This window comes from Gordonia sp. (in: high G+C Gram-positive bacteria), assembly GCF_012515855.1.
Classification (GTDB): Bacteria; Actinomycetota; Actinomycetes; order Mycobacteriales; family Mycobacteriaceae; genus Gordonia.
This window is the reverse complement of sequence record NZ_JAAYXO010000085.1, coordinates 20,895-42,621: the sequence shown is the minus strand read 5'-3', so window position 1 is coordinate 42,621 and position 21,727 is coordinate 20,895. Positions and strand designations below refer to the sequence as shown.

Genomic DNA, 21,727 nt, shown 5'->3' with positions numbered 1-21,727 from the left:
CGCGTCAGGACTTGGCCGGGGGCATCAGGACCTGGTCGATCAAGTACACGGTGGCGTTCGCGGTGTGGACGCCGCCGCAGATGACGCTGGCGCCGTCGACCTTGAGGTCGTTGCCGCTACCGGTCACCTCGACCGACTCGCCCTGCACGGTCTTGTGCATCCCGGCAACCTGATCGGGGCTGAGCTGACCCGGCACCACGTGGTAGGTCAGGAGCGACTTCAGCGCCGGCGCATCGGTCTTGAGCGAATCGATGGTGGCCGGCGGCACCTTGGCGAACGCCTCGTCGACCGGTGCGAACACGGTGAACTCACCGCCGTTGAGCGTGTCTACGAGGTTCACGTCCGGATTGAGTTTGCCCGACAGCGCCGAAGTGAGCGTGGTGAGCAGCGGATTGTTGGCCGCGGCGACCGCGACCGGTTCAGTGGACATGCCGGTCACCGAACCTGGGCCGGTCGGGACCTGCTCCGCATACGCCTTGCATCCGGGACCCACCAGATCCGCCGCGGGGTCGGCCATCGCGGAGGTACTCATCGGCGCGGCCTCGCTCGACATGGTGTTGGTGGTCGAGTCGTCGCTGGAGCATGCGGTCATCGTTGCGGCGATCGCGACGGCGAAACCCATCGCAGCGATCTTGGCGCCCCTGGTGTTGCTGGTTCTCATCAGCCTGCTCTCCCTTGTCGTGGATCGCCGACGGTCGTCGGCGATCATCAGCAGTGACATGGGTCATTCGGAGCCCGACGAACATCGGATGGGTCGGATGACGAACAAGTTTGAGAATGCTGTCGATCTGCTGAGACGACCCATCCGCACACGCGGCCCGAACGAATACCCGGCATGAACACAGTCATCGTCATCGGCTTCATCGGCGGCCTCATCACCGGCATCTCGCCGTGCATCCTCCCGGTGCTTCCGGTGCTGTTCCTGTCCGGCGCCCAGAGCGCCAGGGACAACGACGACGCGCCCGATCCGGCTTCGAGCTCCCGCCGGGCCCGGTTCTCCGAGAGCGCGCGCCCCTACTTGGTGATCGCGGGGCTGGTCGTCAGCTTCTCCATCGTCACGCTGGTCGGTTCGAGCCTGCTGTCGCTGGTCCGACTGCCCCAGGACAGCATCCGATGGTTCGGCCTGGTGGCGCTCACCGCGATCGGGCTCGGACTCATCTTCCCGAAGGTCGAGGAATGGCTGGAGAAGCCCTTCTCCCGGCTGCCGCAGCGCCCCGTCGGGCAGCGCCGTTCAGGCTTCGGACTCGGTTTGGCGCTCGGCGTGCTGTACGTGCCGTGCGCGGGCCCGGTGCTCGCAGCGATCGTCGTGGCCGGGGCGACCGGTGAGATCGGGATCTCGACGGTGGTCCTGACGCTGTCGTTCGCCATCGGAGCCACTCTGCCGCTGCTGATCTTCGCGCTGGCGGGCCGTCGCGTCGCCGAACGCGTCGCGGCGTTCCGCCGTCGGCAGCGGCAGATCCGCGTGGTCGGCGGCGTGGTGATGATCGCCCTCGCCATCGGCCTCGTCTTCGACGTCCCCGGCGCGCTGCAGCGGGCCATCCCCGACTACACGTCGGCGCTGCAGGAATCGGTCGACGGCGCCGACGACCTGAACAACAAGCTCAGCCTGGGCGGCATCGTCACCGACGAGAACCGCGAGCTGTCCAAGTGCACCGACGGTGCGCCGGATCTGCAGTCGTGCGGAACCGCTCCCAAGCTCACCGGGATCACCGACTGGTTCAACACCCCCGACAACGCGGCGCTGTCGCTGTCGCAGCTGCGCGGCAGGGTGGTGCTGATCGATTTCTGGGCCTACTCGTGCATCAACTGCCAGCGCTCGATCCCGCACGTCGTCGACTGGTACGACACCTACCGCGACGCCGGTCTAGAAGTGATCGGCGTCCACACTCCCGAGTACGCCTTCGAGAAGGTGCCGTCGAATGTCACCGCCGCGGCGAGCCGTCTGGGCATCGAGTACCCGATCGCCCTCGATCCGGCGTTCTCCACCTGGACCAACTACCGCAACAGTTACTGGCCCGCCCAGTACCTGATCGACGCCTCCGGCACCGTGCGGCACATCGAGTTCGGCGAAGGCGGCTACGCACAGTCGGAGCGGATGATTCGGGAACTCCTCACCGATGCCCGGCCCGGCGTCGCGCTCCCCGCGCCCACCGAGAAGGCCGACACCACCCCGACCGAGTCGACCACCGCCGAGACCTATCTCGGCGTCGGCAAGATGGTGAACTACGGCGGCGCGGCGCCCTACCGTGCGGGCACCGCCGACTTCGCGTTCCCCGCCGACCAGCGTCCCGACACGTTCGCCCTGCGCGGTCGGTGGAGCCTCGACTACCAGGGAGCGCGCGCCGAGCGCGACGCCACGATCGCGCTCAACTACCACGCGAAGAACGTGTTCATCGTCGTCGGCGGCGCCGGGACTCTCACCGTGCGCAGCAACGGATCAACGTCGACCAAACAGATCAGCGGCCCGCCGACCCTGCATCAGATCGTCGCGAAGCCCGACAACGGATCGGGACGTGTCGAGGTGACGGTCTCGCCCGGACTCCAGGTGTTCTCGTTCACCTACGGATGATCGGCCATCGGGTCACAGCTTTCCGAAGGAGACCGCCCGGTAGGTCCAGCCGGCCCCGGTCACCGCGTCCTGGATCGGCCCCCTGATCTCCGAGGTCCGGAACCGGTAGTTGTACACCTCGCCGTGCCGGCCCTGCTCGGTGAACGCGTACACGGCACCGAACGCGAACTGCACCTTCTGGCCGCGGAAGCCCTCGGCGGCCATCGACAACGACGGCACTCCGGCTCGCCATTCCACGGTCCATTCGCGGTCCACGGCCCGGACCTCGTTGGACGACGGGTCGAGCTTGAGGAGGATCTGGAAGACGGCCGCCAGGCCCGCCTTGGCGAAGATCTCGTACCAGCGGGCGTCCACGATCCGCCATTCGGCGACGAAGTCGCATCCCTCGCCGGGATTGGCCTGGCGAATCTGAAAGGGCGCCGTCGGCCGGTTGACGCCGAGGATCGCGTTCGCGACGTCCTGCGGCGCCGCCGCCGGGGTGTCGCCGTCGGGTTTCTTAGTGCCGGTCAGTCTGTCGAAGAGTCCCATGGTTCGACGCTAGCCGCGGCCGCGGCCGACCGGCAGCGGTATCGGTCGGCCGACCGGCAGCGGTATCGGTCGGCCGACCGACGGCATCGATCGGCCGGCCCGACTACTCCCCGACCGAGTGCGGCAGCTTCACCGAACCGGCAGCCACCTTGGCCGGACGCGACGGCGGCGGCACCACCGGCCCGATGTCTCCGTCGGGGGCCGTGTCGAGGTCGAGGAACACCGGCGCGTGATCGCTGGGCTTGGTGCCCTTGCGGGCTTTGCGATCGACCCACGAGGCCTGCGCGCGGTCGGCCACCGAGCCGCCCGCGAGGAGGAAGTCGATGCGCATGCCGAGATCCTTGTGGAACATGCCTGCGCGGTAGTCCCAGTAGGTGTAGATCCGTTCGTCGGCCCAGCGCTCGCGCATCACATCGCGCAGTCCGAGCGCGGTGAGCGCGTCGAACGCCTCGCGCTCAGCGGTCGTGACGTGGGTGTGCCCGACGAACGCCGACGGGTCGAAGCAGTCGGCGTCGGTCGGGATGATGTTGTAGTCGCCGCAGACGATGGTCGAATCGGCCTCCGGCTCCACCGCCAAGCGCAGCTTCTCGAGCCAGTTCAGCTTGTACTCGTAATGATCCGAGTCCACCTCGCGACCGTTCGGCACGTAGACCGAATAGATGCGGATCCCATCGCACACCGCGGAGATCGCGCGGCCCTCCGGTTCACTCGCCGGATCGGGGAAGCCGGGCGCGTCGGGGAACGCCACCCGCACGTCGTCGAGCCCCACCTTGCTGAGGAGCGCAACGCCGTTCCACTGCCCCTGTCCGGCATGCGCGAACTGATACCCGCGGGCAATCAGTTCGTCGCCGAGCTCGGCGGCGAAGGCGTCGTCGGAGACCTTGGTCTCCTGCAGGCACACCACGTCGGGTTCGCGTTCGTCCAACCAGGGCAGAAGCCGCGGGATCCGCTGTTTGACAGAGTTCACGTTCCAAGTCGCCACGCGCATAACGGACACCGTAGTCGTCCGGTCGGACCAACCTGAATCTCACCGCCTCCGACGCCTTCCGGTGGGCGTCGGCGAGTGCTGGAATTGCCAGCGGGCCCGCTGGCAATCCAACGGTGCCGACACCACCGAGGTACAAGTGGAACGACACGACCTGGGTGAACACGTTCGCCTGGCAGTGGGACTGCTACACGGGTCCCACCACACCGAAGGTGCGGACGCCCGCCCAGTCGACCATGACCTACAAGCCCCAGCGAGCAAGCCCCAGCGAGACGGATACTTCCGCGGCGTCTGGCAGACGACGATCGCCTCCGGTCCATGCGCAGGCACCGTGACGATGCCGATCTCCGCGGTGGCCACCGACAGTTACCGACGGTTCCTCGACGGTCTGCAGGCCCGCTAGCCCCGACATGTAATCCATGCCACAGTTGAGGCGTGACGACCCAGCTCCCGCATCGTGACGTGATCGCCGCTTCGTGGCGCCGCGCGCAGTCGTCGGGGCTGGCCCCCGACGATCGGCCCGCCCCGACCCTCTCCGACATCACCTCGGCCGATCCGCTGCTCGATGCGGCACGCCCGGTGCTGGCGCGCGCCGCCGAGGTGCTGAACGGCACCAAGACGGCCCTGCTGCTGGTCGACGACCGCAGCCGCATGGTGGCCCGGGTGTCGGCCGACGCCTCCCTCGAGCGAGGCCTCGCCGAAGCCGGTGCGGTCGACGGTGCTGCCTTCACCGAGAGCGCGATGGGCACCACCGCGCTCGGCACCACGGCGGAGGTGCGCGGCGACGTCATCATCAACGGCGACGAACACTATCTCGAGCAGTTCCGTTCGCTGAGCTGCTTCGGGCGACCCATCATCCACCCGGCCACTCGCCGCGTGGCGGGCGTGATCTGCATGACCGAGGTGGCCCCGCGGATCAACCCGCTCTCGGTACCCCTGATCCGCGGTCTGGTGGACGACATCGCCGAGCGGCTGCTCAGCCGCTCGCACTCCGATCACCGCGCGGTGATCGCCGCGTTCGAGAAGGCGTCGCGGCGGCGCGATCTCGCCGTCGCAGCCGTCGGCGACGATCTGCAGCTCACCAACGCACTCGCCGCCAGCCTGCTGAGTCCAGGTGATTTCGGCACCCTGCGGATGATGGCAGACGACGCGTCCGACCGCGATCGCATCGTCACCCTGGTCTCCGGGATCTCCGCCGACGTCGCCATCGACCGGGTGCCCGGTGTTCGACATTCCGCCGTCTTCCGGCTGCGTCCGCGCATCGAGCACGACACTGCCGCCTACGCTCCGCCCAGAACGGCGGACGCCGCGTCGGTCGCCGTCTGCGGCGAGCCCGGCACCGGGCGCACCACCCGCGCCGAGTCACTGGTTCCGGACGACCACGTGCGGCTCGACGTCGCCGCCGCGCTTCTGGACGGGACCGCACCCGATGTGGGCGACGCGATCCGACGTGCCCGCTCGCTCGGCACCGGACTCGTCGTCGACGGCGCCGATCTCCTCGATGATCGTTCCCTCCGGTTGCTGCAGGCCGCCATCGCCGCGCACGAGCCGGGACGACCACCGATCGTCGTGGTGTCGGAACCGACGGCCGGCGGAGCGTCGTCGTTGGCCGCCCTCATCGCGTGCTGTCGCCAGCGGGTGACGCTGCCGCCGTTGCGACAACGATCGGGCGAGCTCGCCGCGATCGGCCAACAGCTCATCGCGCGACGCGACCCGCTGCTGGAGTTGAGTTCCGATGCCGCCGACGCCCTCGTCTGCCAGGAGTGGCCCGGCAACCTCACCGAACTGTCCATCGTCCTCGATGAGGCCGCGGCCACGGTGCTTGCGCGCGGAGCACGCCTGGTGACCGCAACCGATCTGCCTGCCGACTACCGCGGGTCCACCCGCGCTTCCCGGCTGATGGGCAGGGAACAGGCCGAACGGCAGGCCATCGTCGATGCCCTCGAGACCGCGGCAGGCAACAAATCGCACGCCGCCAAGGCCCTCGGCGTCTCGCGGACCACCCTGTACGCGCGCATCCGTGCGCTCGGAATCACCGGCTGACCTGCCATGTCCGGCGGCATCAGACCAGCCGCTGTTCACTGTCCGGGACGACTGTTCAGTTTCCGTACACGGCGCGTCCCTCCCGCCGTGGAGAGAATGGTGCATCACCTCAATGGTGTCGTGCATCACACCTGATGCACGCCGCGTTCATCTTCAGGAGGCTTTCATGACCGCCACGCTCAACTCGGCGCTTCATCCCGCCGTCGCCGAATTCGTCTCCCGCGACCGCCAGATGCTCATCGGTGGCGAGTGGGTCGACGCCGCGTCCGGCCGCACCTTCGCCACCCACGACCCCGCCACCGGGCAGGTCATCACCAACGTCGCGCACGGCGACGCCACCGACATCGACCGCGCAGTGGCCGCCGCTCGCGCGGCATACGAGGGCCCGTGGGGCCGCATGAAGCCCAACGAGCGCGAACGTCTCATCTGGCGAGTCGGCGACATCCTCTCCGAGCGCGCCGAGCTCTTCGGGCAGCTCGAGGCTCTCGACAACGGCAAGTCCGTAGCGATCGCGACCGCCGTCGACGTCAACTGGTCGGCCGACGTCTGGCGCTACAACGCCGGGCTGGTCACCAAGATCAAGGGCTCCTCGATCACCCCGTCGATGCCGTTCGCGGGCCCCGACGCACAGTTCCACGCCTACACCCGTCGCGAATCGCTCGGCGTCTGCGGGCAGATCATCCCGTGGAACTTCCCGATCCTGATGGCCACGTGGAAGCTCGCCCCGGCACTCGCCGCGGGCAACACCGTGGTCCTCAAGCCCGCCGAGCAGACCCCGCTCAGCGCGCTGATGCTCGGCCAGGTCTTCGAAGAGGCCGGCTTCCCGCCCGGCGTCGTCAACGTCGTCACCGGTTTCGGCGACGCCGGCGCCGCGCTGTCGGCACACATGGACGTCGACAAGGTCGCGTTCACCGGGTCCACCGAGGTGGGCAAGAAGATCGTTCAGGCCGCCACCGGCAACCTGAAGAAGGTCTCCCTCGAGCTCGGCGGCAAGAGCCCCAACATCGTGTTCGCCGACGCCGACATCGAGTCGGCCGTCGCCGGTTCGGTGGCCGCGTGGATGTTCAACCACGGCCAGTGCTGCGTCGCCGGCACCCGCCTCTTCGTCCAGCGGAGCATCTTCGACGAGTTCACCCAGGCCGTCGCCGACGCCGCGTCGCAGGCCAAGATCGGTCCCGGCCTCGATCCGACCACCGAGCTGGGCCCGCTGGTCTCGCAGGAGCAGTTCGATCGCGTCAGCCGCTACATCAACGAGGGCCTGGCCGACGGCGCCCGCGCCCTCACCGGCGGCAAGCGCTGGGGCGATCAGGGCTACTTCATCGAGCCGACGGTGTTCGTCGACGTGAAGCCGGAGTTCTCGATCGTCGAAGAGGAGATCTTCGGGCCCGTGGTGGCCGCGCTGCCGTTCGACGACGAGGACGACGTCGCGCGCGCTGCGAACGACTCCATCTACGGTCTCGCCGCGGGCATCTGGACCAAGGATCTCTCCAAGGCCCACCGCACCGCAGCCAAGGTCCAGGCCGGCTCGGTGTGGGTGAACCAGTACAACGGCTTCGACACCGCGCTCCCGTTCGGCGGCTTCAAGCAGTCGGGCTGGGGCCGCGAGCTCGGCGACTCCGCCATCGACCTCTACACCCAGAACAAGTCCGTCAACATCGCGCTCTGATCCACTTCTCGCCCACATCTCACCCCGAAAGGATTCACTCGATATGAAGACCAAGGCCGCAGTACTCCTCGAAGCAGGCAAGCCCTTCGAGATCATGGAACTCGAGCTCGACGGCCCGCGCGAAGGCGAGGTGCTGATCAAGTACACCGCCGCCGGCCTGTGTCACTCCGACCTGCACCTCACCGACGGCGACCTGCCGCCGCGCTACCCGATCGTCGGTGGCCACGAGGGTTCCGGCATCATCCAGGAGGTGGGCCCCGGCGTCACCAAGGTGAAGCCCGGCGACCACGTGGTGTGCAGCTTCATCCCCAACTGCGGCACCTGCCGCTACTGCTCCACCGGCCGCCAGAACCTCTGTGACATGGGTGCCACGATCCTCGAAGGCGCCATGACCGACGGCACCTTCCGGTTCCACGGCGACGGCAAGGACTTCGGCGCCATGTGCATGCTCGGCACCTTCTCCGAGTACGCGACCATCTCGCAGCACTCGGTGGTCAAGGTCGACGACTGGCTGCCGCTGGAGACCGCCGTCCTCGTCGGTTGCGGGGTCCCGTCCGGTTGGGGCACCGCCGTCAACGCGGGCAACCTCCGCGCCGGCGACACCGCCGTCATCTACGGCATCGGCGGCCTCGGCATCAACGCCGTCCAGGGCGCGGTCTCGGCCGGCTGCAAGTACGTGGTCGTGGTCGACCCGGTGGAGATGAAGCGCACCGAGGCTCTCAAGTTCGGCGCCACCCACGCCTTCGCGACCGCCGAGGAGGCCCAGGAGAAGGTCACCGAGCTCACCTGGGGTCAGGGCGCCGACGCCGCGCTGATCCTGGTCGGCACGGTGGACGTGCCCGTGGTTCAGGCCGCGACCGCCGTCATCGGCAAGGGCGGCAAGGTGGTCATCACCGGCCTCGCCGATCCGGCCAAGCTCACCGTCCAGGTCTCGGGTGCGGATCTCACGCTGAATCAAAAGACGATCATGGGTTCGCTCTTCGGTTCGATGAACCCGCAGTACGACATCGTCCGCCTCCTGCGCCTGTACGACGCGGGCCAGCTCAAGCTCGACGAGTTGATCACGCAGCGCTACTCGCTCGAGGACGTCAACCAGGGCTACCAGGATCTCCGCGACGGCAAGAACGTTCGCGGCGTGATCGTGCACGCCTGAGTCATGCACCCGACCCCGCGGGTCCGCCGACGCCACTGCGCGTTCGGCGGGCCCGCGGTTCCAGTTCGTCGGCCCGGAACGAGCCGCGCACGGACCCTTGTCTGCAGGTCAGAGCGGGCGTACCGTCGAAAGATGACCAGCGATCCGACGGTCAGCAACGGTGATGTTTATCAGGTCGTCTTCGAGAACGACCGGGTTCGCGTGCTGGAGTACACGGACGCACCCGGGCATCGGACCACGATCCACCATCATCCCGACAGCGTGATGTACACCCTCAGCAGTTTTCGCCGACGACTCGTCAGCGGAAGCAGCGACGACACCCGCGAGGTCGAGATGCCTGCCGGATTCGTCGGCTGGCTTCCCGCTCAGGACCATGCGGGCGAGAACATCGGCGACACTGCGACACACGTGCTGTTCGTCGAACTGAAAGAGCCTGCGAGCGCAGGCGACGCATCGGCATCGGCACCGTTGGGTCCGGCGGGCTGACCCGGCCCGCGAGCGTGAGTCGTCGGTCAGTCACGCCTGCCCCACCTGAATCTCGGTTTACGCTGATCGGATGTTCATCGCGACACCGGGCACCGTGCCCGCATCCGGCACTCCGACGGCAGCGGGAATCGAGCTGCCGCCGGGCAGAGCGCTCGCTCACCCGGATGATCCGACGGCACCGATCATGTGGATGTCGGAGTCCGTGCTCCCGGCGGAACGCATCACCGAGCTGTTCCGCGAATTGATGTCGGCTTTTCCAGCCACCGGCCTGTGGCCGCTGCACACGGTTGGGCTGGGTGACCACGCGGACTTTGACAGCGGTCTGATCTCCGATGAGTTCGTCGCGGGCTTCGACGGCCAGACGGTCGATCCGGTCGCCGTCTTCAGCGGCAGCTGGAACTTCGACGACGAGTACCCGCCGGCAGTCCCGTTCACAGGTCTCGCCGACCCGGTGCCCGGCCCGGAGGCGAATCCGCAGGACATCGACTTCAACAGGCCCGGCACACTCGTCCTGGTCCCCGTCGACCGCCCGGCCAATGTGTCCAAGGTACTGGGGTGGCTCGGGCCGACGAACTACGGGTACAACGGCGAACCGGTCTCCGCGGCTCTGCGTTCGTGGGAGGACCGTTTCGGCGCGATCCCGACCGAGATGACGTTCGACACGATCACCGTGTACGTGCCGCGCCCGCCTTCGACCGACGACCAGCGACGGAAACTCGCGGCCGAGCATTACGGCTTCTGCCCCGACAACATCGATCAGGGTATCCCCTACGAGCAGTATCTCGAGGCCCTCGACGTGTGGTCCTATTGGGCCTTCTGGTGGGACTGAGTGCCGACCGGCAGCTGCCTCAGCCGAGTGCTCCCTGCAACTGTTCCACCCACGCCGCAGCCACGCCCGCACGACGACGCGAGTCGTCCGTCAGCGTGTCGGCGAGGCCGAAACCGCGGGCGAGGTCGAGGGTGATCTGCGCGAGGCGGTGCGCTTGGGAATGGGTGCCGTCGGGATCGAGCCCGGTGAGAACGAATTGGTGCGCGGCGCGACCCAGCTTCAGTTCGAGCGGACGGATCACCTCGCCCAATGCCTCGTCGGACGCCGCCGCCGACCACACCTGCAGCGCCGCCTTGAACCGCTTGCCCGTATAGATCGCCACCGCCTGGTCCACCACCGCGGCGATCCGGTCCGGGCCCACCGGGATGTCGACGAGTGCGTCTCCGACCTCGGCGGTCATCGTCTCGTACATCTGCTCGATGACCGCGGTGAACAGCGCTTCGCGCGTCGGGAAGTGATGTTGCGCGGCGCCGCGCGAGACCCCCGCCTCCTCGGCGACCTTGGCGACCGTGGTCGCCGCCCACCCCTGCGTGGCCAGCAGGTCGACGGTGGAGCTGAGGAGCCGCTCCCGCGTGGCGCGGGAGCGGTCCTGCTGCGGTTCGCGCACCGACGTCATGCCCGGCTCGAGTCCCACTCCGGGCGACGCTTGCTAAGGAACGCCGTCATGCCTTCGCGTGCTTCGTCCGTGGCGAAGAGGGCCATCGACTCCGCGGCACGGGTGGCGGCGGCCTCGTCGAAGCCGTCGAGCAGGGCCGCGGTGGTGAGCTTCTTGCTCACCGACAGTCCCTGCGGCGACGCCTTGCGGATCCCCTCCAGGACGCTGTCGAGTTCAGCGGCCAACCCGTCGCCGGTGTCGGACGCCGCGGTGACGAGGCCGATCTGCTGAGCCTCCTGACCGCCGAACTTCTCTCCGGTCAGGAAGTAGCGTCCGGCCGACCGCGCGGTCATCTTCGCCAGCAGCGGGATCGAGATGATCGACGCCGCCAGTCCGAGCCGCGATTCGGTGAGTGCGAAGGTGGTCGCCGGTCCGACGAGCGCGATGTCGGCCGCCCCGACCAGGCCGAGGCCTCCCGCACGGACGTGTCCGTCGGCGACGACGATCACCGGCTTGTCGAGCTCCAGGATGGTGCGGATCAACCCGACCATCGCCTTGCCGCCCTCGGCCGTCGCCTCCTCCGGGCTGAGCCCGCGCTTCAACGCCTCCCCGAGATCGGCGCCCGCACAGAACGTCCCGCCCGTGTGGGTGAGCACGACGGCACGGATCGCCGAATCGGCCGCGGTGTCGAACGCGTCCTGAAGCTGCCCGACGAGGGTCGAGCTGAGCGCATTGCGATTCGACGGCGAGTCGAGCGTGACCGTGAGCACGGACGCGTCGACCGCTGTTCTGACGAGGATGTCGTCTGTCATTGGTGACTCCTAGAACGATGGTGAATGCTGACCCGGCCCGCGGCGGTCTCGATAACGCCGGTGACTACGTCCCCGCCTACTCGACCAGCAAGTTACGTCCCCGCCTACTCGACCAGCAAGATACGTCCCCGCCTACTCGACCAGCAAGAGGTCCGCTGGAACAGGGTTCGGCGGGGAAGTTCCCGACGAGCTCTCCGCAGGGACGAGGCGCTAGCCGAGGACCGAGGACTGCCGAGGAGGGAACTTCCCCGCCGAACCCGGGTGAAACCGAGCGAACGAATATCAGTAAGACTTGGGCAGACCCAGACTCGTCTGAGCGACGAAGTTCAGAATCATCTCCCTGCTCACCGGCGCAATCCGAGTCAGACGCGACAGCGGGAGCATCGCGGCCAGGCCGTACTCGACCGTGAGCCCGTTGCCGCCCAGCGTCTGGATCGCCTGGTCGACCAGCTTCGCCGCAGCTTCACCCGCGGCGTACTTGGCCATGTTGGCAGGCACCGCGGCGCCCCAGTCATCACCCGCGTCGTACAGCGTGGCGGCCTTCTGCATCATCAACTTGGCCATCTCGAGCTCGATCTTGCCCTGCGCCAGCGGGTGCGCGATGGCCTGGTGGGTGCCGATCGGCGTCTTCCAGACGGTGCGGTCGTTGGCGTAGGCCACGGCGCGGTCGAGCGCGTAGCGGCCCATGCCGACGGCCGACGCCGAGGCCATGATGCGCTCGGGATTGAGTCCCGCGAAGAGCTGGCTCAGCGCGGCGTCTTCGGAACCGATAAGGGCGTCCGACGGGAGGCGCACGTCGTCGAGGAACAGGGTGAACTGCTTCTCGGGGTTCAGCATCTCCATGTCGATGATCTGGGCTTCGAAGCCCTTGGCGTCGGTCGGGACGATGAACAGCGCGGGCTTGAGGCGACCGGTCTTCGAGTCCTCGGTGCGCGCGACGATCAGCACGGCCTGCGCCTGGTCGACGCCCGAGATGAACACCTTGCGGCCGTTGAGCACCCATTCGTCGCCGTCGCGCGCGGCCGTGGTGGTGATCTGGTGCGAGTTGGAGCCTGCGTCGGGTTCGGTGATGCCGAAGGCCATGGTGATGGAGCCGTCGGCGAGACCCGGGATCCAGCGCTGCTTCTGCTCGTCGGTGCCGAAGCGCGCGATGATGTTGCCGCAGATCGCGGGCGAGACCACCAGCATCAGCAGACCGGTGCCGCCCGCGGCGAGCTCTTCCATGACGATCGCGAGCTCGTACATGCCCGCTCCGCCGCCGCCGTACTCCTCGGGCAGGTTCACGCCGATGAAGCCGAGCTCGCCTGCTTCGTTCCAGAGTTCGTCGGTCTTGCGACCCTGACGGGCGCAGTCGTTGAAGTACTGCTGGCCGTACTTCTTGACGAGGCCGGACACGGCCTCGCGGAGGGCGGTCTGTTCTTCGGTTTCGATGAAGCTCATGTGAGTCCTTCTTGTGTGGTGTCTGGTGTCTGGTGACGCGTGGTTCTCGTGCTGGTGGCGGGCCGGCCTGCTGCCCGCTACTCGTCTTCCTCGGTGATCACGGCCAGCACCTCACCGACCGAGAGCTGGCGGCCCTCTTCCACGGCGAGAACGGAGACGATGCCGTCGGCGGGGGCCGAGATGGTGTGCTCCATCTTCATCGCCTCCAGCCACAGGAGCGGCTGACCGGCGGTGACCCGGTCGCCCTCGGCGACGGCCACGCGGATCACCGAACCCGGCATCGGCGCCAGCAGCGAACCCGGGCGCTGAACCGCCGCGGGATCGACGAAACGCGGCGCGCGGGTGAGCGTCACCGACGCACCGGGCCAGTCCACGAACACCTGATCGCCGACGAGGCTGACCTCGTACCGGCGGGCCACGCCGTCACGAATCAGGACCACCACGTCCGACGACACCGCGGCCGCGGTGACCCCGTCCAGGTCGGGCAGTTCCACCTCGCCGCCCCGTCCGATGCGGTACCGAGCGATGATCTCGGTTCCGTCGGCGGCTACGTACGCCTTGCGCTGGTAGTCGGAGGCGAGGTTGCGCCACCCCGATGGAGCGCCGGGAACGGCGACCGCGCCGTCGCGGTTCCGCACCGACTGGGCCAGTGCGGCGGCGGTCGCGGCCACCAGGTCGGCGCCGTCGCCCGCGAGGGGCTTCGACAGCTCGGCGATCCGTTCCTCGCTGAGGTAGCCGGTGTCGGTGTGTCCGGCAAGGAAGTCCTGCTCGCGGAGGGTGTTGACCAGCATGTCGCGGTTGGTGACAAGGCCGTGGATCCGCGCGTCGGCCAGGGCACGTGCCAGGATGCCCGCGGCCCGGGTGCGGTCGGGCGCCCACGAGATCACCTTGGCGAGCATCGGGTCGTAGAAGGTGGAGATCTCGCTACCGCCCGTGATGCCGGAGTCCACGCGCACGCCGGGCCGCTCCAGCAGTCCGAACCGCGTGGTCGCGGGCAGATCGATGCGGGCAACGGTGCCCGACTGCGGCTGCCAGTCGTGCGCCGGGTCCTCGGCATACAGCCGTACCTCGATCGCATGGCCGGACGAGGTCGGAGCCGAGTCGCCGAGAGGCTCGCCCTGCGCCACGCGCAGCTGCCATTCGACGAGGTCGACGCCGGTGGTCAGTTCGGTGACCGGATGCTCCACCTGGAGTCGGGTGTTGGTCTCGAGGAAGAAGAACTTGCCCGACTCGTCGGCCAGGAACTCGACGGTGCCCGCGCCGCGGTACCCGATCGACTCGACGGCCGTCCTTGCCGCGGCGAAGAGTCGTTCGCGCATGTCGCCGCCCACCCGCTCGACGAGCGGTGCCGGCGCCTCCTCGACCACTTTCTGGTGGCGTCGCTGGATGGAGCACTCGCGCTCCCCGACGGTCCAGACCTCGCCATGCTCGTCGGCCATCACCTGCACCTCGATGTGATGGCCGCGCTCCACGTAGGGCTCGCAGAAGACCGTCGCGTCGCCGAACGCCGACTCCGCTTCTCGGCGAGCACCGGCGACGGCGTCGGCCAACTCGGCGAGGTCGCGCACGATACGCATCCCGCGACCGCCGCCGCCCGCCGAGGCCTTGATGAGCAGTGGAAGATCGTCGGCGGTGACGGCGTCCGGGTCGATGTCTTTGAGGACCGGCACGCCTGCCGCGTCCATCAACGCCTTCGCGTTGACCTTGGATCCCATCGCGACGATCGCCGCGGGCGGCGGACCGATCCAGGTGAGGCCCGCGTCGATGACGGCCTGAGCGAACTCGGCGTTCTCCGACAGGAAGCCGTACCCCGGGTGGATGGCGTCGGCGCCCGCGGCCTGCGCCGCGGCGATGATCTTCTCACCGCGCAGGTAGGTCTCGGCCGACGTGGAGCCCGGCAGTCGGACCGCGGCGTCGGCTGCCCGTACGTGCGGCGCGTCGGCATCCGGGTCGGAATAGACGGCGACAGTGCCCAGGCCCATTGCGACGCAGGTCGCGAACACGCGGCTCGCGATCTCGCCGCGGTTCGCGACGAGGACGCGGGTGATGGTCTTCTGGGTGCTTGCACTCTGGAGAGTTGCAGTAGTCATGTTCTGGTTCCTCACATCCGGAAGACGCCGAAGTTGCTGGTGCCCTCGATCGGCGCCGACGCGATGGCCGACAGCGACTGGCCGAGCACCGTGCGGGTGTCACGGGGATCGATCACGCCGTCGTCGTACAACATTCCCGACAGGAACATCGGCACGGACTCGGCTTCGATCTGCGCCTCGATCATGGCGCGCATGCCTGCATCGGCTTCCTCGTCGACCGTGCCGCCGCGGGCCTCGGTGGCCGCGCGGGAGACGATCGAGATGACGCCCGCCAGCTGCGCGGCACCCATCACGGCGCTCTTGGCGCTGGGCCAGGAGAACAGGAAGCGGGGGTCGTAGGCCCGACCGCACATCCCGTAGTGGCCCGCGCCGTAGCTGGCGCCGATCAGCACCGACAGGTGCGGAACGGTGGAGTTCGAGACGGCGTTGATCATCATCGCGCCGTGCTTGATGATGCCGCCTTGCTCGTATTCCTTGCCGACCATGTACCCGGTGGTGTTGTGCAGGAACAGCAGCGGCGTGTTGCTGCGGTTGGCGAGCTGGATGAACTGGGTGGCCTTCTGCGCCTCCTGCGAGAACAGGACGCCCTGGGCATTGGCGAGGATCCCGACCGGATAGCCGTGGATGCGCGCCCAGCCGGTGCACAGCGACGAGCCGTACTCGGCCTTGAACTCGTCGAAGTCGGAATCGTCGACGATCCGGGCGATCACCTCGCGCGGATCGAAGGGGATCTTGAGGTCCGGGGGCACGATGCCGAGCAGTTCCTCCTCGCTGTAGCGCGGCGCTACCACCTCGGCCACGGTGTCCGGGCCCTGCTTGCGCCAGTTGAGCCGGGCCACGATGCGTCGACCGATCCGGACCGCGTCCTGCTCGTCGGCGGCCAGGTAGTCGCCCAGACCGGAAACGCGGGCGTGCATCTTGGCACCACCCAGCTCTTCGTCGTCGCTCTCCTCACCGGTGGCCATCTTGACCAGCGGCGGACCGCCGAGGAACACCTTCGAGCGGTCTTCGATCATCACCACGTGATCGCTCATGCCGGGGACATAGGCGCCACCCGCCGTCGAGTTGCCGAACACCAGCGCGACGGTCGGAATGCCTGCCGCCGACAGCCGCGTGAGGTCGCGGAACATCCGTCCGCCGGGGACGAAGACTTCCTTCTGCGTCGGGAGGTCGGCCCCGCCGGACTCCACCAGCGAGACCACCGGCAGGCGATTCTGCATGGCGATGTCGTTGGCGCGCAGAATCTTGCGCAGCGTCCACGGGTTCGAGGTGCCGCCCTTCACCGTGGGATCGTTCGCGACGATCATGCACTCGGTGCCCTCGACGACGCCGATCCCGACGACCGCCGAGGCCCCGACGGTGAACTGCGAGCCGAACGCCGCGAGCGGGCACAGCTCCAGGAACGGCGAGTCCTCGTCGATGAGGAGCTCGATGCGCTCGCGCGCGGTCATCTTGCCGCGCGCCCGGTGCCGCTCCACGTACTTCTCGCCGCCGCCCGCGAGAACCTTGCGGAACTCCAGATCAAGCTCGGCGAGCTTGGTGTTCATCGCCTCGACGTTGGCCGCGAACTCCTCAGACGAGGTGTCGACCTTACTCCGGATGATGGTCATCCCTGGTACCCCAATCGTTTGGCCGCGAGGCCGGTCAGAATCTCGTTGGTGCCGCCGCCGATGCCGATGATCCGCATGTCGCGGTACTGGCGTTCGACTTCGGATTCGCGCATATAGCCCATGCCGCCGTGCAACTGCACGGCCTTGTTCGCCACCCACTCGCCGGCCTCGACCGCGGTGTTCTTGGCAAAGCAGATCTCGGCGATGAGATCGTCGCCGGACTCGACGCGACGCTCGATCACCGCGCGGGTGTACGTGCGAGCGACGTCGACCTTGCGGGCCATCTCGGTGACCGCGTCCTGCACCGACTGTCGCTTGATGAGCGGCTTGCCGAAGGTCTCGCGGTTGCGGACCCACTCGAGCGTGAGGTCGAGGCAGCGCTGCGCACTCGCGTACGCCTGCACGGCCAACGCGGCGCGTTCGGTGACGAAGGCCTGCGCGATCTGCGCGAACCCGGAGTTCTCGGCGCCGACCAGGTTGGCGACCGGGACCCGGACGTCGGTGAACGAGAGCTCGGCGGTGTCGGAGCTGAGCCAGCCCATCTTGTCGAGCTTGCGTGCCACTTCGAAGCCCGGCGTGCCCTTCTCGATCACCAGCAGCGAGACGCCGGCCGCGCCGTCGCCGCCGGTGCGGACCGCGGTGACGACGAAGTCCGCGCGAACCGCCGAGGTGATGAAGGTCTTGGAGCCGTTGACGACGAAGTGGTCGCCGTCGCGCACGGCCGTGGTGCGCAGATGCCCGACGTCACTGCCGCCGCCGGGTTCGGTGATCGCGAGGCTGCCGATCTTGGTGCCGGCCAGCGTCGGACTGACCCACTTCTCGAGCTGATCGGGGTCGCCGGCCGCGATCAGGTGCGGCAACGCGATCCCGTTGGTGAACAGCGAAGCGAAGACGCCGCCGGCAACTCCGCTGTAGTGCAGTTCCTCAGCGAGGATCGAGGCGTCGATCAGATCGCCACCGCTCCCGCCGATCTCTTCGGGGACGCTGAGGCCGAACAGCCCCAGTTCCGCGGCCGCAAGATGGAGCTCGCGCGGGATCAGCCCGTCGCTTTCCCACTCGTCTTGGAACGGCAGGATGTGTCGCTCGGCGAACCCGGCGATCATGCTGCGGAGTTCGCGGCGCTCCGGGGAGTCCCAGATGGCACTGGCGATGGGCACGGGTCAGTTCCCTTCATTCGTGGTGGTCGACTCGTTCAAGAATCGGGCCGGAACGGCGACGACGCGCGACCGCAGCCATTCGCCGAGGCCCTTGGCCTGCGGATCGAAGCGGACGTTCTCGGCCACACCGCGCCCGAGGACTTCTTCGATCACGAAGTTGACCGCACGCATGTTGGGCAGCGGGTAGCGGTGCACGGTGAGATCGGCGACCTCGGGAAGCAGTTCCTTGAGCTTGTCGACCGAGAGGATCTGGTCGAGCCACGCGTACTCGTCGTCGCTGCGGGCCCACAGTCCGATGTTGGCGCTGCCGCCCTTGTCGCCCGAGCGGGCTCCGGCGACGGTCCCGAGGGGCGCGTCGACGGTGGCGCCCCACTCCGCGGTGGTACCGGATGACGGGACGCTCTGGTCCACGATCGGCTCGGCGCGCAGCGGCGACGGCTCGATGCGGACGGTGACCCCGCCGGGCTGGTTGACCTGGTGCGGCACCAGTGCGGCGTCGACGTAACCGGGTTCGAAGACGCCGTAGGGCGAGCCGTTGCCGGGAGGTGCGGTGAGGGTGAAGCCCGGGTAGCTGGCGAGCGCGAGTTCGACGGCGGTGCTGGTGAACTGGCGACCGGCCTTCTTGGGGTCGGCGTCGCGGACCACGCAGCGGAGCATGGCGCTGGCCTTCTCCTCGGTGTCGGCGTCCGGGCGGTCGAGGCGGACCAGTTCCCAGGTCAGCTCGGCCGGACGGGACGGCAGCGCGGCCTCGAACTGCTTCTGGAACAGGGCGGCCTTGGCTTCGATGTCGAGGCCGGTGAGGACCACCTCGAACTCGTTGCGGATGCCGCCGAGGTGGTTCATCGAGACCTTGAGGTCCTTCGGCGGGGCCTCGCCCTTGACCCCGCTGATGCGAACACGGTCGCGTCCTTCCTGTGACAGCGCGATGGTGTCGAGGCGGGCGGTGGCGTCGGGGTTGTAGTAGCGCGGGCCGGCGACCTCGTACAGCAGCTGCGCGGTGACGGTACCGACCAGCACCGCACCGCCGGTGCCCTCGTGCTTGGTGATGACCGACGAGCCGTCGGCCGCCACTTCCGCGATCGGGAAGCCCAGCTTGCCCATGTCTTCGATCTCGGTGAAGAACGAGTAGTTGCCGCCGGTGGCCTGCGCGCTGCACTCGATCACGTGGCCCGCCACGACGGCGCCGGCCAGCTGGTCGAGGTCGTCGTAGCCCCAGCCGAAGGCCGAGGCGGCCGTGCCGACCACCAGCGAGGCGTCGGTGACGCGACCGGTCACGACGATGTCGGCTCCGGCGTCGAGCGCCGCCTTGATCCCGAATCCACCGAGGTAGGCGTTGGCGGTGATCGGGGTGCCGAGGCCCAGTTCGGCGGCACGGCCGACGATGTCGTCGCCGTTCACGAAGGCCACCCGGCGGTCGACGCCGAGCTTGTCGATCACCTCGCGCAGCGCGACGGCCAGGCCGTGCGGGTTGAGACCGCCGGCGTTCACGATCACCTTGACGTCCTTCTCGGCGAGGAGCTCCAGGTTCTCCTCCATCTGGCGCAGGAAGGTCTTCGCGTAACCGAGGTCGGGGTTCTTGAGGCGGTCGCGGCCGAGGATGAGCATGGTGAGCTCGGCGAGGTAGTCACCGACGATGTAGTCGAGGTCGCCGCCCTCCAGCATCTCGCGGACCGCGCTGAAACGGTCGCCGTAGAAGCCGGACACGTTGCCGATGCGGATGGGGCGAGGGGTGTCAGACATGAAGAGTTCCTCCTGTGTGCACTGAGAGAAGCGGGTTCACCTGGCGAGCGCTGGTGTCGGACTAGCTCTGCGCGGGGCGGCCGCCTCCGGGCGGGCCTGCGAAGACCTGCGCGATGGACGCCCACTGCGCGGCGTCGTCGCCGATCACCTCGAGGGCGAGATCGCTGAGGTGTCGGCGCTGGGTGACGAGTTCGCAGAAGTCGACCGCCGGGCCGCGCACGACGTTGGTCGCGGTGTCCGGCCCCCACGTCCACAGTTCGCCGGACGGCGCCGTGATCTCGTAGCGGAAGTCGTCGGCGGGAGCGTCGAGACCGTTGACCAGGTACGCGAAGTTGCGGGTCCGCACGCCGAGATGGACCACGTGCTTGATGCGGTCGCCTTCGGGATGCGGAACGCCGAGCGCCTCGGCCACGTCGAGTCCGTGCGCCCACGATTCCATCAGTCGAGCCGTGGCCATGGACGCCGCCGACATCGGCGGGCCGAACCAGTTGAGTTTGCGGCCCTCCTCGACGGCGAGCAGTGCGCCGGCGAGCCTGGCACGCGTCTTGCGCCAGTCGGTCAGCAGTTCGGCCGGTGGTCGTGCGGCCTCGGTTTCCGCGGCTGCGTCGACGAAACCCATCGGGTCGGTCATCGCCGACGCGACGAGTTCGGCGAAGGCCGCCTCGTCGGTGATCGACAGCAGCGAGACGCGGTCGGTCCAGAGCAGGTGCCCGATCTGATGGGCGATGCTCCAGCCCTCGGACGGCGTCATCGTCGCCCACTTCTCGTCGGGCAGAGTCGCGACAAGCCCATCGAGCGAATCGGATTCGTCCTGCAGAGCCTGTACGAGTTGGTCCACAATCGCCATGCGACCAGAGTCACACGAATCGACAAACAAATCAAGCATGCATGATTGTTTCTACGGTCGAAGTCGACGGCGTTCGGTAGCCGACGCCCTGAACTGCAAAGATCCTCCCGCTCACGATGTTTCGAGGGAAGCCTTCCCTCGCGCGTCCGTCCGACGGCTGATCTTCACCGCACCGCCGAGTGCCGCCAGGTCGGCGACGGTCCCCGCCGCCCAGTCGACGGTTTCTCGTGACCTGGGCGCTCCTGATAGGACAGACCCATGACCATGCCTCCCGGTGCCTCGACGACCACCGACCCGTTCGCCGCGTTCGCCATCGATCGCGAGCCCGGCTATCCGCCACCGGCCATGACGCAACTGCTCGGCACCGGGGTCACCGACCACCGCGGCCTCGTCGAGTTGCCTGCGCTGGCCGTGCTGTTCGACGACCTCGGCGGCATGCCCTTCTACTTCGCCGAGCCCGAGACGTCCTCGATGCAGGCACGTCTGTCGATGTCGATGCTGCATCGCCCCGAGGTCCACGACCGTCTGCGCGCCACGGCCGAACTCGCCATCAGCGACCCCGGCTACGGCTCCACCACCGTGCAGATCACGCGCGCCGACGGCTCCGTCGTCTGCGTCGGCACCGCTCGCAACGTCCGGGTCGGCCGTCCCGTCGTCGACGGCTCCGACGACCTCGCGCTGCCCGAGCCCGTCGCCCCGAACTCGCAGCCCGCGGTCGCGCCGCTCGATCCCGCGCTGTCCGGTGCGGAGGTCGTCGCGCAGTTGATCGACGGCACCCTGCCCGTCGGCCCGATCACCGAACTCCTCGGCGGCTCGGTGACCCGCAGCGACGACGATGGCTCGGTGGCCGTCGAGTTCACCGCGGCCCCCTGGATGGCGAATCTGATGGGGACCATGCACGGCGGCGTGATCGCCGCCATGCTCGCGCAGGCCTGCTCGTTCGACGCACAGCGCAACGTCCGGGCCGGCGGCGGCTACCAGTTGATCGACTTCACCTGCGAATTCCACCGCTCCCCCGTCGTGGACGGTCGCTCGGTCCGCGTCGAGGTGACGCCGGTGAAGCTGGGTCGTCGACTGTCGATCTTCGACGCCCGCATGTACGACGGCGAGCAGCTCCTGGGCCGCGCCACCGCAGACGCTCGGTTCGACGTCTGAGGCGACGGGCTCGTCGCGACCG

General features: G+C 68.3%; 18 protein-coding genes. 7 read left to right on the top strand and 11 right to left on the bottom strand.

Features of this window, described 5'->3' with window-relative positions:
* Positions 1-4: 4 nt before the first annotated feature.
* Entirely contained in the window at positions 5-622 is a 618-nt protein-coding gene (locus tag GX543_RS06560; protein WP_290850715.1) for a fasciclin domain-containing protein, read from the bottom strand.
* Positions 623-835: 213 nt separating this feature from the next.
* On the opposite strand from GX543_RS06560, the gene GX543_RS06555 reads away from it, so the two are divergent.
* Entirely contained in the window at positions 836-2,569 is a 1,734-nt protein-coding gene (locus tag GX543_RS06555; RefSeq protein WP_290850710.1) for a cytochrome c biogenesis protein DipZ, read from the top strand.
* Positions 2,570-2,581: 12 nt separating this feature from the next.
* Here GX543_RS06555 and GX543_RS06550 read toward each other — a convergent pair whose 3' ends face one another.
* Positions 2,582-3,097: a hypothetical protein gene (locus tag GX543_RS06550; protein ID WP_290850708.1), complete on the bottom strand. Its 516-nt coding sequence runs from the start codon at positions 3,095-3,097 to the stop codon at positions 2,582-2,584.
* 103 nt (positions 3,098-3,200) lie between these two features.
* Entirely contained in the window at positions 3,201-4,085 is an 885-nt protein-coding gene (locus tag GX543_RS06545) for an exodeoxyribonuclease III (protein WP_290850707.1), read from the bottom strand.
* Between the two features lie 432 nt (positions 4,086-4,517).
* Between GX543_RS06545 and GX543_RS06540 the strand changes: the two genes are divergently transcribed.
* From GX543_RS06540 to GX543_RS06520, 5 genes are all read left to right on the top strand, one after another.
* Positions 4,518-6,125 carry a helix-turn-helix domain-containing protein gene (locus tag GX543_RS06540; RefSeq protein WP_290850706.1) on the top strand — a complete coding sequence of 536 codons (1,608 nt, stop codon included), beginning with the start codon at positions 4,518-4,520 and terminating at the stop codon, positions 6,123-6,125.
* A 166-nt stretch (positions 6,126-6,291) separates the two neighbouring features.
* Positions 6,292-7,791: an aldehyde dehydrogenase family protein gene (locus GX543_RS06535; protein WP_290850704.1), complete on the top strand. Its 1,500-nt coding sequence runs from the start codon at positions 6,292-6,294 to the stop codon at positions 7,789-7,791.
* A 43-nt stretch (positions 7,792-7,834) separates the two neighbouring features.
* Complete coding sequence (locus GX543_RS06530) at positions 7,835-8,944, top strand: NDMA-dependent alcohol dehydrogenase (protein ID WP_290850703.1); 1,110 nt, start codon at positions 7,835-7,837, stop codon at positions 8,942-8,944.
* 132 nt (positions 8,945-9,076) lie between these two features.
* The gene (locus GX543_RS06525; protein WP_290850702.1) at positions 9,077-9,430 is read left to right on the top strand and encodes a cytoplasmic protein; all 354 of its coding nucleotides are present in this window, start codon (positions 9,077-9,079) and stop codon (positions 9,428-9,430) included.
* Positions 9,431-9,500: 70 nt separating this feature from the next.
* On the top strand, positions 9,501-10,259 hold the full coding sequence (locus GX543_RS06520) for a DUF4253 domain-containing protein (protein ID WP_290850701.1): 759 nt from the start codon (positions 9,501-9,503) through the stop codon (positions 10,257-10,259).
* Positions 10,260-10,278: 19 nt separating this feature from the next.
* Here GX543_RS06520 and GX543_RS06515 read toward each other — a convergent pair whose 3' ends face one another.
* The 8 genes from GX543_RS06515 to GX543_RS06480 all read right to left on the bottom strand — a co-directional run bounded on the left by GX543_RS06515 (position 10,279) and on the right by GX543_RS06480 (position 20,550).
* Positions 10,279-10,875 carry a TetR/AcrR family transcriptional regulator gene (locus tag GX543_RS06515; protein WP_290850714.1) on the bottom strand — a complete coding sequence of 199 codons (597 nt, stop codon included), beginning with the start codon at positions 10,873-10,875 and terminating at the stop codon, positions 10,279-10,281.
* Positions 10,872-11,666 carry an enoyl-CoA hydratase family protein gene (locus tag GX543_RS06510; RefSeq protein WP_290850699.1) on the bottom strand — a complete coding sequence of 265 codons (795 nt, stop codon included), beginning with the start codon at positions 11,664-11,666 and terminating at the stop codon, positions 10,872-10,874. The genes GX543_RS06515 and GX543_RS06510 overlap by 4 nt, the downstream gene beginning before the upstream one ends.
* Positions 11,667-11,948: 282 nt before the next feature.
* On the bottom strand, positions 11,949-13,106 hold the full coding sequence (locus GX543_RS06505; RefSeq protein ID WP_290850697.1) for an acyl-CoA dehydrogenase family protein: 1,158 nt from the start codon (positions 13,104-13,106) through the stop codon (positions 11,949-11,951).
* 77 nt (positions 13,107-13,183) lie between these two features.
* Positions 13,184-15,196 (bottom strand): biotin carboxylase N-terminal domain-containing protein, encoded by a 2,013-nt coding sequence (locus GX543_RS06500; RefSeq protein WP_290850695.1) that lies wholly within the window; start codon positions 15,194-15,196, stop codon positions 13,184-13,186.
* A gap of 11 nt (positions 15,197-15,207) precedes the next feature.
* A complete protein-coding gene (locus tag GX543_RS06495) occupies positions 15,208-16,806 on the bottom strand; it encodes a carboxyl transferase domain-containing protein (protein WP_290850694.1) in 1,599 nt (532 codons plus the stop codon).
* Positions 16,803-17,963 (bottom strand): acyl-CoA dehydrogenase family protein, encoded by a 1,161-nt coding sequence (locus GX543_RS06490; RefSeq protein ID WP_290850693.1) that lies wholly within the window; start codon positions 17,961-17,963, stop codon positions 16,803-16,805. The genes GX543_RS06495 and GX543_RS06490 overlap by 4 nt, the downstream gene beginning before the upstream one ends.
* 3 nt (positions 17,964-17,966) lie before the next feature.
* Positions 17,967-19,703, bottom strand: coding sequence for an acyclic terpene utilization AtuA family protein (locus GX543_RS06485; RefSeq protein ID WP_290850692.1), 1,737 nt, complete (start codon positions 19,701-19,703; stop codon positions 17,967-17,969).
* A gap of 61 nt (positions 19,704-19,764) precedes the next feature.
* Positions 19,765-20,550, bottom strand: a complete 786-nt coding sequence (locus GX543_RS06480; protein WP_290850691.1) for a TIGR03084 family metal-binding protein — start codon at positions 20,548-20,550, stop codon at positions 19,765-19,767.
* Between the two features lie 258 nt (positions 20,551-20,808).
* Here GX543_RS06480 and GX543_RS06475 point away from each other — a divergent pair, with 258 nt between their 5' ends.
* The gene (locus tag GX543_RS06475; protein ID WP_290850690.1) at positions 20,809-21,705 is read left to right on the top strand and encodes a PaaI family thioesterase; all 897 of its coding nucleotides are present in this window, start codon (positions 20,809-20,811) and stop codon (positions 21,703-21,705) included.
* Positions 21,706-21,727: the final 22 nt, after the last annotated feature.